The sequence below is a fragment of the Luteitalea pratensis genome (assembly GCF_001618865.1).
Lineage (GTDB): Bacteria > Acidobacteriota > Vicinamibacteria > Vicinamibacterales > Vicinamibacteraceae > Luteitalea > Luteitalea pratensis.
The window spans coordinates 6,316,087-6,328,446 of sequence record NZ_CP015136.1 but is presented as its reverse complement, the minus strand read 5'-3'; the positions used below and the strand labels follow the sequence as shown (position 1 = coordinate 6,328,446).

The following is a 12,360-nucleotide window of genomic DNA, read 5'->3' as shown; positions in this document are numbered from 1 at the left end:
AGGCGCCTGGCCGAATGGTACGGTAGGGCCCGTTCTCCGAACGCGGGTCTACCGTACCGTCACACGCGCAATTCGTCCGCGCGCGCCGGTCGCGAAGCCGGCCTGGCCGTCGGGGCTGACGCTCAACGCGTCGTAGCCGTCACCGCCCGCGGGCGACCATGTCCGCCCGTCGTCGATGGACACGTCAGCACCAGACGGGCCGACCGCCAGCCATCCCGCCGGTCCGAGCCCGCGCATCCACGCCACCACGGAACGGTACCCGGACAATGACGCGCCGCCGTCTGTCGCTCTGCGTTCGGCGTTCTGCCCGCCTTCGCCTGCTGGCTTCGGCGCGGCAAGCGTTCGGCGTTCGTCCGTGCCGCTTCCCGCCCAGGTCGCCCCGCCATCCTCGGTCGTCGCGACGTTGGCGATCGCGTCGGCCTCCTTCGTGTAGTTCCCGCCGACGACCACGCCGTGCCGTGCGTCCCTGAACGCGATGGAGAAGATGCCGGTCGCCTTGCCCGAAGCCACCGGGGTGGAGGTCACCGTCCATGTGCGTCCGGCGTCGGCCGAGTGCAGTACCCGCGAGGCCGTCGTGCCGATCCAGATGTGCGTGCCGCGCACCGCGACGTTCGTGCCGCTGGCCGCGAACGCGCCCTCCACGGCCAAGGCCGGCGGCAGGCGCTCGGCCGGGACACGCGCCCAGTGGGCGCCGCCATCCGCGGTCATGAGGACGACGAACTGGCCATCCACCGAATCGCTGACCGCGACCCCGTGCGTGGCGTCGGCGAACGCCATCGCATCGAGGAACACCTTGGGATCATGGTTGGTGAACTGCAGCGTCCAGTGCGCACCGCCGTCCGTGGTCCTGTAGATCCGAGACGCATCGCCGGGACCAATGCTGAGCACGGACGCGACGCGGTCGCTGCTGGCGTCGATGTCGCGGAAGTCCAGCGCATCGGCTCCAGGCACCGGACGCGGCTGCCATGTCGTGCCGCCATCGGAGGTCCGCAGCACCGTGCCGTGCTCACCGCTGGCCCAGGCGACCTGACGCGACACCGTACTGACGCCGCGCAGGCGCACGGTCACGCCGCTGTCGAGCGGTTGCCAACCCACGCGCTCCTGGGCCAGTCCTGTCGCCAGCGCGGCCACGAGAACAGCGAAGAGGGCGGGAGCAGTCTTCATGGCGTGGACTCTACCGCAGGGGCGGCAAAGGCACGGTGGCCAAACGCCGGGCAAGTAGGCTTAGAGTGTGCGCATGGCGACAACTCCTTCTGCCACCCGTCGTGTCTTCCTCGCATCGTCGACGGCCCTTGCGGCCGATGTCTGGGTGCCTCGCACGGTGAAGGGCTACACGACCCACGAGGTTGCCGGCCGCCTGGCCGGCAGCCTGTCCGAAGTCGGCACGTCCAAGTGGGACCTCGACACCCCGGCACTGTGCGTCGACCTCGATCGACTCGAGGCCAACATCAAGACGATGCAGGCGGCGATGCGGCGCTTCGGGCTGGCGACTCGGCCGCACGCCAAGACGCATCGCAGCGCCGACATCGCGAAGCTCCAGCTCGCCGCAGGCGCGATCGGCGTCTGCTGCGCCAAGCTCGGCGAGGCCGAGGCCTTGATGCCGCATGGCATCGATCGCATCTGCATGACCACGGCCAACCTCTCGCCGTCGAAGATCCGGCGCGCCATGCAGCTCCGCAAGCGGGCGCCCGGATTCGTCCAGGCGGTAGACGACGAGCGCAACGCCCGCGACCTCTCGGCCGCGGCGCAGGAGGCGGGCGTGGTCGCCGACGTGGTCGTCGACGTCGCGGTGGGAACGCGGAGCGGCATTCCCGCTGGCGAGGGCGCGTTGCGACTCGCGAAGCTCGTGGACACGTTGCCCGGGCTGAAGCTGCGCGGCCTGCTGTCCTACGACGGCGGCGCCCAGCACATCACGGGGTTCGCGGCGCGCAAGGAGCGCGCGCTGGCCAACATCGAGGCCAACGCGGGCACGTGTGCCGCCATGAAGAAGGCCGGGCTGAACACCGAGATCTTCAGCGGCGGCGGCACCGGTACCTACAACATCCAGCACCTCGTGCCCGGGTTCACCGACGTGCAGGTCGGCAGTTACGTATTCATGGACATGCAGTACCTCGCGATCGGCCGCGAGGATGGCCAGCCGGTGTACGACGACTTCGCGTCGTCGCTGACGGTCGTCGGCACGGTGCTCAACAACCGGTTCCCGGGCAAGCTCACGATCGATGCCGGCTCCAAGGCGCTGACGCTGAACGTGCCGCACGCCGGCGTCATCGGTGAGCCGGGCGCCGACTACAACGCCGGCTCGGATGAATTCGGCGTGATCACGTTCAAGTCGGATCCGTCGCGCGCGTACGCCATGGGTGACCGTGTCGAGATGATCGTGCCGCATTGCGATCCGGTGGTGAACCTCTACGACGTGATGTACGGCATCCGCAAGGATCGCGTCGAGCGGGTGATTCCCATCACGGCAAGAGGCAAGTCGCAGTAGGCCGTGATCGAGTCACGAGGTACCTGGAGGTTCACATGGGCAATGTGGAATTCGTGAAGGGCGTGTACGAGGCCTTCGGGCGTGGCGACATGAGCACGGTGCTCGGGGCCATGGATCCGGCGATCGAGTGGCGCCAGGCCGAGGGCAATCCGTACAGGCCGAGCGGGGAGCCGTGGGTCGGGCCCGACGCCATCCTCAACAATCTGTTCATGAGAATCGGCAACGACTGGGATGGTTTCAAGGTCCAGCCGAAGACCTACCACGACGCCGGTGACACGGTGGTCGTGGAACTCAGGTATTCGGGAACCTCCAAGGCCACGGGCAAGGGCATGGACGCGCAGGCCTGTCACATCTGGGGGGTGCGCGACGGCCGGATCGTGAGCTTCCAGCAGTACCTCGACACGGCCAAAGTCCAAGAGGTGATGGGCATCAAGGCGGCGACGTGATCTTCGTCTCAGGTCTCAGGTCTCAGGTCTCAGGTCTCAGGTCTCAGGTCTCAGGGAATGCTTGAGCCTCGGCTGACGCCAGCGGAACAGGTTGGGCGACGACGCAGCCCGGGAGACATGTGATGGGACGACACAAGATCGCGATGATCGGCGCCGGATCGGTCGTGTTCTGCAAGACCCTGATCGCTGACATCCTGGCGACCCCGGCGCTTCGTGACAGCGAGTTCGCGCTGATGTCGCCGACCGAGACGAAGCTGCGCCGCATGGAGAGCTTCGTCTCGCGGATGATTCGCGACAACGGTTTGGCCGCCTCCGTGTGGGCGACGACCGATCGGCGCGAGGCGATCCGCGACGCAGACTTCGTCGTCGTGATGATCCAGGTCGGCGGCTTCGATGCGTATGCCGTGGACTACGAGGTGCCGCTGGCGTACGGCGTCGATCAGTGCATCGGGGACACGCTCGGCCCCGGCGGCGTGTTCCGCGGGCTGCGTCATATCCCCGTGCTGGCCGGGATTGCCCGTGACATGGAAGAGGTCGCGCGGCCCGGAGCGATCATGCTGCAGTACGCGAACCCGATGGCAGCCAACTGTCTCGCGCTCGGCCGCCTGACGCGCATGCCGTTCGTCGGCCTGTGCCACGGCGTGCAGACCACGCTGGACCTGATTGCCGGCTACTGTGGCATCGCAGACAAGAATGCGATCACTTACACGTGCGGCGGCATCAACCACATGGACTGGTTCCTGCGGCTCGAACACGAGGGCCGCGACCTGTACCCGGAACTGCGCGAGAGATTCGAGCGGCCCGAGTACTACAAGAACGAGAAGGTGCGCGGCGAGGTCTTCCGCCAGTTCGGCTACTTCATGACCGAGTCGACCGGGCATCTGAGCGAGTACGTGCCCTGGTTCCGCAAGAACCGGGCGGCGCTCGCCCTCTACTGCGACGAACCGGCGTTCGGTGGTGAGAGCGGGGCCTACTACACCTGGGGCAAGGCCATGGCGGAGAAGTACGCCGAGGTCGATCCGTTGGAGTTCGAGGAGACCGCGTGCGCCCGGCGCAGCGTCGAGTACTGCTCGTGGATCATGGAGGCCGTCGCGACCGGCCGCCCCTTCCGTTTCATGGGCAATGTCTACAACGATGGCTACATCGACAACCTGCCGCGCGACAGCTGCGTCGAGGTTCCGGCCTTCGCCGACGCCACCGGGATCCACCCGACGCGCATCGGAGCACTGCCGCCGCAATGTGCCGCCGCCTGCATGACCAACATCAACGTGCAGCAACTGACGGCAGAAGCCGCGCTGACCGGCGATCCCGAGCACATCGTCCACGCGCTCGCGCTCGATCCGTTGACGGCCGCGGTGTGCACGCTCCGGGAGATCCGCGAGATGGCCACCGAGATGCTGGAGGCGCAGCGCCTTTGGCTGCCCGAGTTCACGGGACGGACGATTCGTCCGACGCCGGTCATCAGCATTCCGGACGATGTCGTGCCCGTGCAGGTGCCGCTCGACCCGGCCCTGGCCATTCACCAGCGTTTCGGCAAGCTCGTCGAGCAGAAGACGGATCGGTGAACCGAGACGGCCTTCGTCATTCGGCAGTCGGCCTTCGGAATGCATCGGCGCTGAGCGCTGCTGCCGCCGCCGACTCGTAGCCCGTAGGCTGCAGGCTGCAGGCTGCCCGACTCAGACGAAGCGCTCGAGCCAGGCCCACGCCTCGGCCTGCATCTCGGCGTTGAACTGGTGCGGGCTGTCGTACATGCGCGTCCGGCACCGGTCGGGCATGCCGGCCTTCGCATAACACGCGTTCAAGGTCGCGAAGCTCGCCTTGACGGCATCGAGGTCGAACAGCCCGTCCTGGCTCCCGCTCATGAACAGCACCGGTCTCGGCATCGCGAGCGACGCCACATCGGGGTAGTCCAGGTGTCGATGCAGGCCGGGCACCACCTTCGTGTGTCCGATGGTGTTCCGGATGTGCTTCTTCAACTGTCCCGGGAACGATGTCATCCAGCACACGACGACGCCAGCCTTGATGCGATCGTCCAGCGCCGCGAGATGCGCGGACCGGACGGCGCCGACCGAGAGCCCGACGCAACCGATTCGCTTCGAGTCCACGTCCGGACGGGTCAACAGATAGTCGACGGTACGGATGTCGTCCCAGAACATCACGCCGGGCCAGGTGATGCCGGCCGTGTACAGGGTGCGGCCGACGAGTTGTTCGTTCTGGCTGGCCCGCGTATTGAAGGCCTGGACGCGTTCGGGCGCCATCGTCGACGGTCGATCCCGCCAGTCGGCCGGGTCGTCGTCGAGCAGCATGCGTCGATCGCCCCAGTAGAACATGTCGATCACGACCACCACGTAGCCGCGCCGCGCCAGGTCGATGGCAATGCTGCGACCGCCGTAGTAGCGCTGGCGGAACTCGGTGAAGACCGGGTGCTCGCCGTCGACAGACACGAGCTTTTCCTTGCCCCACAAGTAGAAGCCGCCGTGATCGTGCAGGGCCACGATCGCCGGGGCCGGCCTCGCAGCCGTGGCACGCTTTGGCGCCAGGACGTAGGCGGGAACGCGCAGGTCCGGGGTCGTGTTGAAGAACACCTTTTCGCGGATGTAATCGCCGCAGTCGACGCGCTCGAAGGTCTCCGCGCGGGGATCGCAGGGGGGCGGCGCGTAGTGGAGCAGATCCAGTACCGTGGCGCGGGCCGTGGCCGTCCAGTCCTCGAGTGACCGGAACTGCGGGTTCGTGAACGACATTGGAAACGGCCCCTGCACCGCCTGTTTCTGGATGAAGGGGAAGAGCGATCCGACGTCGGACCCGCTGGGCGCGACGGCACGTGCCGCGGCTGTGGCTTGTTGCGTCGTGTCGGCTGCGCGCGCTCTCGTGGACCCTGCAGCCATCGGTGTGGTGCTGGCGATCGCGGCGGCCTGCAGGAAGCGCCGTCGGTTCACGCGGTGGGAACGGGACGAGGACGAAGCGCTCATGCCGCCGATCCTGTCGCAGCGCCGCCACCGGCGCAACGGGTAGACTGGCGGCGCATGCTTCCATTCGTGCTGATGCTGCTGCTGGTGTCAGGGGCCCAGGCCCCTCCGGCCTCGGCACTGCCCGTCTTCAGGGCCACGTCGATCGTCTCCGGCCTGGGGATGGGTTATCAGTTGGTGCTCGCCGATCTGAATCGCGACAAGCGCCTCGACGTCATCGTCGTGGACGAGCGCGCCCAGGACCTGGCGTGGTACGAGAACCCCACCTGGGCACGTCACGTGCTGGTGACGGCGGTGCCGCGCGTCATCAACCTGGACACGTACGATCTGGACGGCGACGGCATTCCCGAGATCGCGTTGGCGCACCGGTTCGAGACCGATCCGGCGCGCAGCGTCGGGCAGGTGCTCCTGCTGACACATGGTGAGGATCCGACGCAGGCGTGGACGTCGCGGCCCATCGACGCCGTGCCCACGGCGCATCGCGTGCGCTGGATGCGTGTCGAGCCCGGCAAGGCGCCGTCGTTGATCGTCGCGCCGTTTGCCGGCACCGGCGTGGTCGCGCCGAAGTACGAGGGCCGGACGCCCATCTACGCCTACCGTCCCGGCACCTGGGTGCGGCAGCAGATTTCGTCGACGCTCACCGGCATCGTGCACAGCATCCATCCCGTGGAGTGGGCACCGGGCCGATGGCAAATGCTTACGGCGAGTTTCGATGGCCTGCAGCGGCTGGTGCCGAAGGACGGCGAGTGGACACACGTGCCGATCACCTCCGGCAACGTCGAGCCCTGTCCGCTGTGTGGCAGCAGCGAGGTCAAGGTCGGGGCGCTCGGCCAGCGGCGTTTCCTGGCGACGATCGAACCGTTCCATGGAACCAACGTCGTCGTGTATCTGGATCGGCCGTCCGGGTGGGATAGCCTCGTCATCGAGCGGGGCATGAGCAATGGCCACGCACTTGCGGTGGCTGACCTCGATGGCGACGGGCGCGACGAAATCATCGGTGGCTTCCGCGGCAAGGACTTCCGCGTCACGATCTACCGCGCCGACGATGCGACGGGCACGCGGTGGACGCCGACCGTGCTCGACCAGGGGCACGTGGCAGGCGCCGACTGCAAGGTCGCAGACCTCACTGGTGATGGGCGCCTGGACATCGTCTGCTCGGGGGCGTCGACCGGCAACGTCATGCTGTTCGAGCAACAGCCCCGGCCGTGACACGCCGTCGTCGGCGGTAGGCCCGGAATCGGGGGCAGGGCCGGCATCAGGGGCAGGGCCGGCTCTCCGAGCCCGGCCATATATGCCGCGTCCGGAGACCCCGGCGCGGCCGCAGGCGCACATCGGCAGGGGCGAGCGTCCGGCCAAGCGTAGGCGTCGAGCTTGCTCGACGCTACCACGCGACGTGAGATTGACTAGTTGGTAGCAGATGCTACCATTCCGTCCGACCATGCCTCGAGCCGCCCGCTCCCCCCGTTCCTCAGCTGCGAGCCGTCCCGGTGCGCTCGTCCGCAGGCACGTGCCGAGCGGGGCCCGGCGTGCGCAGATCCTGCACGCGGCAGCGGAACTGTTCGGGGAGCACGGCTTTGCCGGCACCACCACGCGGGAGATCGCCGCGGCCGTCGGCGCCAGCGAGACGGTCCTGTTCCGCCTGTTCCCCACGAAGGAGAGCCTGTACCTCGCCGTGCTCGAGCACCAGGTGCCATTGGCCGAGGTGGAGGAGTGGCTGAGGCAGCTGCGCGAGATCGCCGAGACGCGTGACGATGAGGCGCTGTTCCGGGCGGTGGTGACGGCGGTGCTGGCCTCGTATCGGGCGCATCCCACCTACCACCGCCTGATGCTCTTCGCCGCGCTCGAGCACCAGGAACTCGCCCGCGTGTGGCAGGTCAAGTACACCGCGCCGGTCACGGGCTTCCTGCGCGAGTATGTGTCGCGGCGACAGGCCGAGGGCGCTTTCGCGGGGGTGCGTCCCGAACTCGTGGTGCACATGCTGGTCAGCATGGCGAGCCACTTCGGGTTGTGGAACGTGCTCGGGGTGAATCCGCTCGGGCTCACCGAGCGGGAAATCGGCGTGCAGGCGGTCGCCCTGCTGAACGGCCTGCGCGCGGGCCAGTAACGGCGCTCGTGAACCGGCAGGACCGACGTATGGTAAAAAGTAAGCACTTACAACTTTCTGTGTTTTCGAGGAGAAATCGCATGCCTTCTTTTGCCCGCCTGTTCGCCACCACTGTCCTCACCGTCGCCTTCACCGCGGCGCCGTTCGCTGCGCCCGACGTGTCGGGCACGTACAAGGTCACCGGCGAGATCGCCAACAACGACCTCGACGCGACGCTCGTCCTGAAACAGGACGGAGAGGTGGTCGCCGGCACGATCGACTTCCACGGCCGCGCCAAGCCCGCGCCCGTCAGCGGTACCGTCAAGGAACGCGCGATCACGATCCGGTTCGAGGTCCAGGCGGAGGCGGGCACCTACACCAACACCTGGACCGGCACGATTGGCGATGACGGCGTGGTGAAGGGCACGGTGGACGTGGAGAACATGGCCACCGGCACGTTCACGGCCACTCGGCAGTAGGCCGCCATGCGATTTCCGTCGAGCAAGCTCGACGGCTACACGTCAGTACCAGGAGAGGCACCATGAAGCGATTCGTTCTTCCAGCCGTGGTCGCGATGTACACCATCGCGGTGCTGGCGGCGCTACATGCCCAGTCAGGGCCGATCCAGCCGGGGTTGTTCCGCCGCGTCGCCGACGTCGATCCGCGCTTCGTCTCGTACAACGTCGAGATGGTCGAGGTCACGGGCGGCCGCTTCTCGGCGCCCTACAAGGCCGATCCGTCGACGACGGCCGGCGGCGGCGCCACACCCCTGGTCGCCGGTCTGGACGCGAATGCGTTCCGTATGCGCACTCCGCTCGACCTCGGTAACGAGCGACTTCGACGGCTGGCGACAGCGCTCGGACCAGCGTACATGCGGGTGAGTGGGACGTGGGCCAACTCGACGTACTTCCACGACGCAGACACGCCGCCGCCGGCGACTCCGCCCGAGGGCTTCGGCGGTGTGCTCACCCGTGCGCAGTGGCGCGGTGTCGTCGAGTTCGCGAAGGCGACCGACGCGGCCCTCGTCACGTCGGTCGCGATCAGCGTCGGCACGCGCGACGCGTCCGGTGCGTGGACACCCGACCAACTGCGAAAACTGCTTGCGTACACCGACACGGTCGGCGGACGCATCACGGCGGCGGAGTTCTTCAACGAGCCGAACGTGGCGGTGATCGGCGGCGCCCCGAAGGGCTACGACGCCGCGGCCTACGCGCGCGACTTCGGCGTGTTCCTGCCGTTCATCAGGAAGGCGGCGCCAGCCCTGCGGGTCCTCGGCCCCGGCTCGGTGGGCGAGGGCGGTCTGCTCGCCAACTACCCCGGGATCAAGAGCGAGGCGATGCTCGCGGCCACCGGTCCCGGCGTGGATGTCTTCTCCTACCACTCGTACAACAGCGTCTCGCAGCGATGCGCCGGCGCGGGCGTCACCGCGCAGCAGGCGCACACCGCCGAAGCAGCGCTGTCGCCAGACTGGCTCGCCCGCACCGAGCGCGACGCACGCCATTACATCGCGTTGCGCGATCGCTTCGAGCCCGGCAAGCCGATCTGGCTCACCGAGACGGGCGAGACCGGCTGCGGCGGCAATCCCTGGGCCTCGACGTTCACCGACACGTTCCGTTATGTCGAACAGCTCGGGCGGGTCGCCAGGCTCGGTGTCCAGGTGGTGATGCACAACACGTTGTCGGCCAGCGACTACGCGCTGATCGACGAGGACACCCTCGAACCGCGACCGAGCTATTGGGCGGCGGTGCTCTGGAAGCGGCTGATGGGCACACGGGTGCTCGACGCAGGTCCCTCGCCGGCGGGTGTGGACCTCTTCGCGCACTGCCTGGCGGGAACGCCCGGCGGCGTTGCGCTCGTTGTTGTCAACACCGAGCGAACAGCCACGCTCGAATTGACGATGCCGGTGAAGGGCGAGCGCTACACGCTCGCATCGTCTACCGGACTGCTGTCGCACGCGGTGCAACTGAACGGCGCAGCGCTGGCTGCCGGCAAGGACGGGACCGTGCCGGCGCTCCGCGGCGCTGCTTCGCCGGCCGGCACGCTGTCGCTGTCACCGGCGAGCATCACGTTTGTCGCCCTCGCCGGTGCTGACAATCCTGGCTGTCGGCCGTGATCAACTGCCGCTGACGTGGTAGGGCCGACTCTCCGACTTGTCCACCGTAGCCTTGGCGAAGGTGGAGCCCGGCCCTCCACCGGGCCGCGTTGAAGACCCGCCGATGTCCGGCTCCGCCGGGCGGCGGGTTCGGGGAACGGGCACTACCTTCGCTGGCGACATCCCGAGTGGTGAGCGCGGGTTGACGCGTGGGCGGTTCTGTCGTTTGATCCGCGCAACGGACCCATCCACTACAGGAGGCACCATGCCGCCGTTCACCGCGGGCCTGTTCGTCTCGGCTTCACTGGTCGCCTCGGCCCTCGTCACGGCCGGCGGGTGGAACCCTGCGGCAGCCGGCCATGGCCAGGCCGCGACCGCCGGTGCCGAGCGCCTGACCGCCGACACGCCGAGGACCACGACCGCGGGCAATGGCTTCATCGCGCCGTCTGGCTGGAGCATCGTCGTGCGTGGTCCTGCCACGATCCTGGAGGCTCCCGAAGGGGGATCGCGCCTCGCGTTGATCGACGTGCAGGGCGCCGATGCCGAGGCCGCCGTGACGGCTGCCTGGGCCGCCTATCCGCCGCAGACACGCTGGCCGCTCAAGGTCACCAACGACTTACCCGACCGGGACGGCTGGTCCCGAAGGCGGCAGATGTCCTACCAGACGTCGCCGAACGAACGCCGCGACGTCGCCGCTTTCGCCCTGTACGCCGACGGGCAGTGGACGGTGGTCATCTACGACATGGCCCAGGACGTCGGCGAGAAGCGTGGCGCGCAGGTCAGCCTCGTTTTCGATCGACTGCTGCCGAAGGGCTACACGCGCGAGACGTTTGCCGGCAAGAAAGCACATCCCCTCGACGCGGCCCGAATTGCCGCCCTCGGCGCGTTCGTCGAGGCGGGCCGCAAGGCGACGGGTGTGCCCGGCGTCTCGGTCGGCCTCGTCCAGGACGGCAAGACCGTGTTTGCGGGTGGCTTCGGCGTCCGCGAGCTCGGCACGTCCACACCAGTCGACGCCGACAGCCTCTACATGATTGCCTCCAACACGAAGGCGCTGACGACGTTGCTGCTCGCAAGGCTCGTCGATCAGCACAAGATCACGTGGGACACGCCCGTCACGACCTTGCTGCCGTCGTTCAGGCTCGGCGACGAGGCGACCACTCGCCAGGTGCTGGTCAAGCACCTGATCTGCGCCTGCACGGGCCTGCCCCGCCAGGACTTCGAGTGGCTGTTCGAGTTCAAGGACCTCACACCGGAGCGCGCGGTCGCCGCGCTCGGCTCGATGCAGCCGACCAGCAAGTTCGGCGAGATGTTCCAGTATTCAAACCCGCTCGCCGGCGCCGCCGGCTTCATCGGCGGACACGTGCTGTTTCCCGATCTCGACCTCGGGACGGCGTACGACCGCGCGATGCAGGAGCAGGTCCTGACCCCGCTCGGCATGACGTCGACTACCTTCGACTATGCGCGCGCGCTCGCCGGCAACCATGCCGCCGCGCACGCCTCGGACGTCGACGGCCATCCGGCCGTCGCGGCGATGGCGATCAACTACTCCATCATCCCGGTGCGTCCGGCCGGGGCCGCGTGGAGCAATGTCACCGACATGCTCAAGTACGTGCAGATGGAGCTGGCACAGGGGAACTTGCCGGGTGGCGTCCGCTACGTCGCCAAGGCGCCGCTGCTCGAGCGCCGCGTGCCGCAGGTGCCCACCGGCAAGGACTCGACCTACGGGATGGGGCTGTCGGTCGATACCACGTACGGCGTGTCGGTCGTCCATCACGGCGGCGACATGATTGGCTTCCACAGCGACATGATCTGGCTCCCCGATCACAACGTCGGCGCGGTGATCCTGACCAATGGAGACCCGGGGTGGTTGATTCGCGGCGGCTTCCGCCGGAAGCTGCTCGAAGTGTTGTTCGATGGACGTCCCGAGGCGGATGCCCAGCTCGCGGCAGGTGCGAAGACGTACGCAGAGCAACTCGCTGCCGAGCGCAAGCTGCTGACGGTGCCGGCCGAGCCTGCGCTTGCGGGCACGCTTGCGGCGCGCTACTCGAATGCCGCGCTCGGCGAGATCGCCGTCAGCCGCAACGGCGCCGCCACGATCTTCGATTTCGGTGAATGGAAGAGCGAGGTCGGGTCACGCACCAACCCCGACGGCTCGGTGTCCTTCCTCACGACCGAGCCGGGCCTCATCGGCTTTGAATTCGTCGTCGTCAAGGGGCAGACACCCAGCCTCATCCTCAGGGACGCCCAACACGAGTATCGCTTCGAGCCGCGCTAGGCTGACGTGGACA

10 protein-coding genes are annotated in these 12,360 nt (G+C 67.9%); 8 read left to right on the top strand and 2 right to left on the bottom strand.

Translation table 11 applies throughout. The annotated features are described in order from the left end of the window. Window positions 1-48: 48 nt before the first annotated feature. Window positions 49-1,164 (bottom strand): beta propeller repeat protein, encoded by a 1,116-nt coding sequence (locus LuPra_RS26730; RefSeq protein ID WP_110173589.1) that lies wholly within the window; start codon window positions 1,162-1,164, stop codon window positions 49-51. Window positions 1,165-1,237: 73 nt separating this feature from the next. On the opposite strand from LuPra_RS26730, the gene LuPra_RS26725 reads away from it, so the two are divergent. The 3 genes from LuPra_RS26725 to melA all read left to right on the top strand — a co-directional run bounded on the left by LuPra_RS26725 (window position 1,238) and on the right by melA (window position 4,496). Next, on the top strand, window positions 1,238-2,485 hold the full coding sequence (locus tag LuPra_RS26725; protein WP_110173588.1) for a DSD1 family PLP-dependent enzyme: 1,248 nt from the start codon (window positions 1,238-1,240) through the stop codon (window positions 2,483-2,485). Between the two features lie 35 nt (window positions 2,486-2,520). Then, on the top strand, window positions 2,521-2,931 hold the full coding sequence (locus LuPra_RS26720; RefSeq protein ID WP_110173587.1) for a nuclear transport factor 2 family protein: 411 nt from the start codon (window positions 2,521-2,523) through the stop codon (window positions 2,929-2,931). A gap of 122 nt (window positions 2,932-3,053) precedes the next feature. Then, on the top strand, window positions 3,054-4,496 hold the full coding sequence (gene melA / locus LuPra_RS26715) for an alpha-galactosidase (RefSeq protein WP_110173586.1): 1,443 nt from the start codon (window positions 3,054-3,056) through the stop codon (window positions 4,494-4,496). Window positions 4,497-4,607: 111 nt separating this feature from the next. Here melA and LuPra_RS26710 read toward each other — a convergent pair whose 3' ends face one another. Further along, complete coding sequence (locus LuPra_RS26710) at window positions 4,608-5,900, bottom strand: dienelactone hydrolase family protein (RefSeq protein ID WP_110173585.1); 1,293 nt, start codon at window positions 5,898-5,900, stop codon at window positions 4,608-4,610. A gap of 54 nt (window positions 5,901-5,954) precedes the next feature. Here LuPra_RS26710 and LuPra_RS26705 point away from each other — a divergent pair, with 54 nt between their 5' ends. The 5 genes from LuPra_RS26705 (at window position 5,955) to LuPra_RS26685 (ending at window position 12,347) form a co-directional block, all read left to right on the top strand. Next, entirely contained in the window at window positions 5,955-7,106 is a 1,152-nt protein-coding gene (locus LuPra_RS26705; RefSeq protein WP_234800570.1) for an FG-GAP repeat domain-containing protein, read from the top strand. 298 nt (window positions 7,107-7,404) lie between these two features. Next, the gene (locus LuPra_RS26700; protein ID WP_157899728.1) at window positions 7,405-8,001 is read left to right on the top strand and encodes a TetR/AcrR family transcriptional regulator; all 597 of its coding nucleotides are present in this window, start codon (window positions 7,405-7,407) and stop codon (window positions 7,999-8,001) included. An 80-nt stretch (window positions 8,002-8,081) separates the two neighbouring features. Then, window positions 8,082-8,459, top strand: a complete 378-nt coding sequence (locus LuPra_RS26695) for a hypothetical protein (RefSeq protein ID WP_110173583.1) — start codon at window positions 8,082-8,084, stop codon at window positions 8,457-8,459. A gap of 62 nt (window positions 8,460-8,521) precedes the next feature. Beyond that, entirely contained in the window at window positions 8,522-10,093 is a 1,572-nt protein-coding gene (locus LuPra_RS26690; protein ID WP_234800569.1) for a glycosyl hydrolase family 79 N-terminal domain-containing protein, read from the top strand. Between the two features lie 244 nt (window positions 10,094-10,337). Continuing rightward, window positions 10,338-12,347 (top strand): serine hydrolase domain-containing protein, encoded by a 2,010-nt coding sequence (locus LuPra_RS26685; RefSeq protein ID WP_110173582.1) that lies wholly within the window; start codon window positions 10,338-10,340, stop codon window positions 12,345-12,347. The last annotated feature ends 13 nt before the right edge of the window (window positions 12,348-12,360 follow it).

Excerpts from the sequence above, each read along its gene's own strand:
- LuPra_RS26730 (WP_110173589.1), bottom strand. The coding sequence starts at position 1,164 with ATGAAGACTGCTCCCGCCCTCTTCGCTGTTCTCGTGGCCGCGCTGGCG.
- LuPra_RS26725 (WP_110173588.1), top strand. The coding sequence starts at position 1,238 with ATGGCGACAACTCCTTCTGCCACCCGTCGTGTCTTCCTCGCATCGTCG.
- LuPra_RS26720 (WP_110173587.1), top strand. The coding sequence starts at position 2,521 with ATGGGCAATGTGGAATTCGTGAAGGGCGTGTACGAGGCCTTCGGGCGT.
- melA (WP_110173586.1), top strand. The coding sequence starts at position 3,054 with ATGGGACGACACAAGATCGCGATGATCGGCGCCGGATCGGTCGTGTTC.
- LuPra_RS26710 (WP_110173585.1), bottom strand. The coding sequence starts at position 5,900 with ATGAGCGCTTCGTCCTCGTCCCGTTCCCACCGCGTGAACCGACGGCGC.
- LuPra_RS26705 (WP_234800570.1), top strand. The coding sequence starts at position 5,955 with ATGCTTCCATTCGTGCTGATGCTGCTGCTGGTGTCAGGGGCCCAGGCC.
- LuPra_RS26695 (WP_110173583.1), top strand. The coding sequence starts at position 8,082 with ATGCCTTCTTTTGCCCGCCTGTTCGCCACCACTGTCCTCACCGTCGCC.
- LuPra_RS26690 (WP_234800569.1), top strand. The coding sequence starts at position 8,522 with ATGAAGCGATTCGTTCTTCCAGCCGTGGTCGCGATGTACACCATCGCG.
- LuPra_RS26685 (WP_110173582.1), top strand. The coding sequence starts at position 10,338 with ATGCCGCCGTTCACCGCGGGCCTGTTCGTCTCGGCTTCACTGGTCGCC.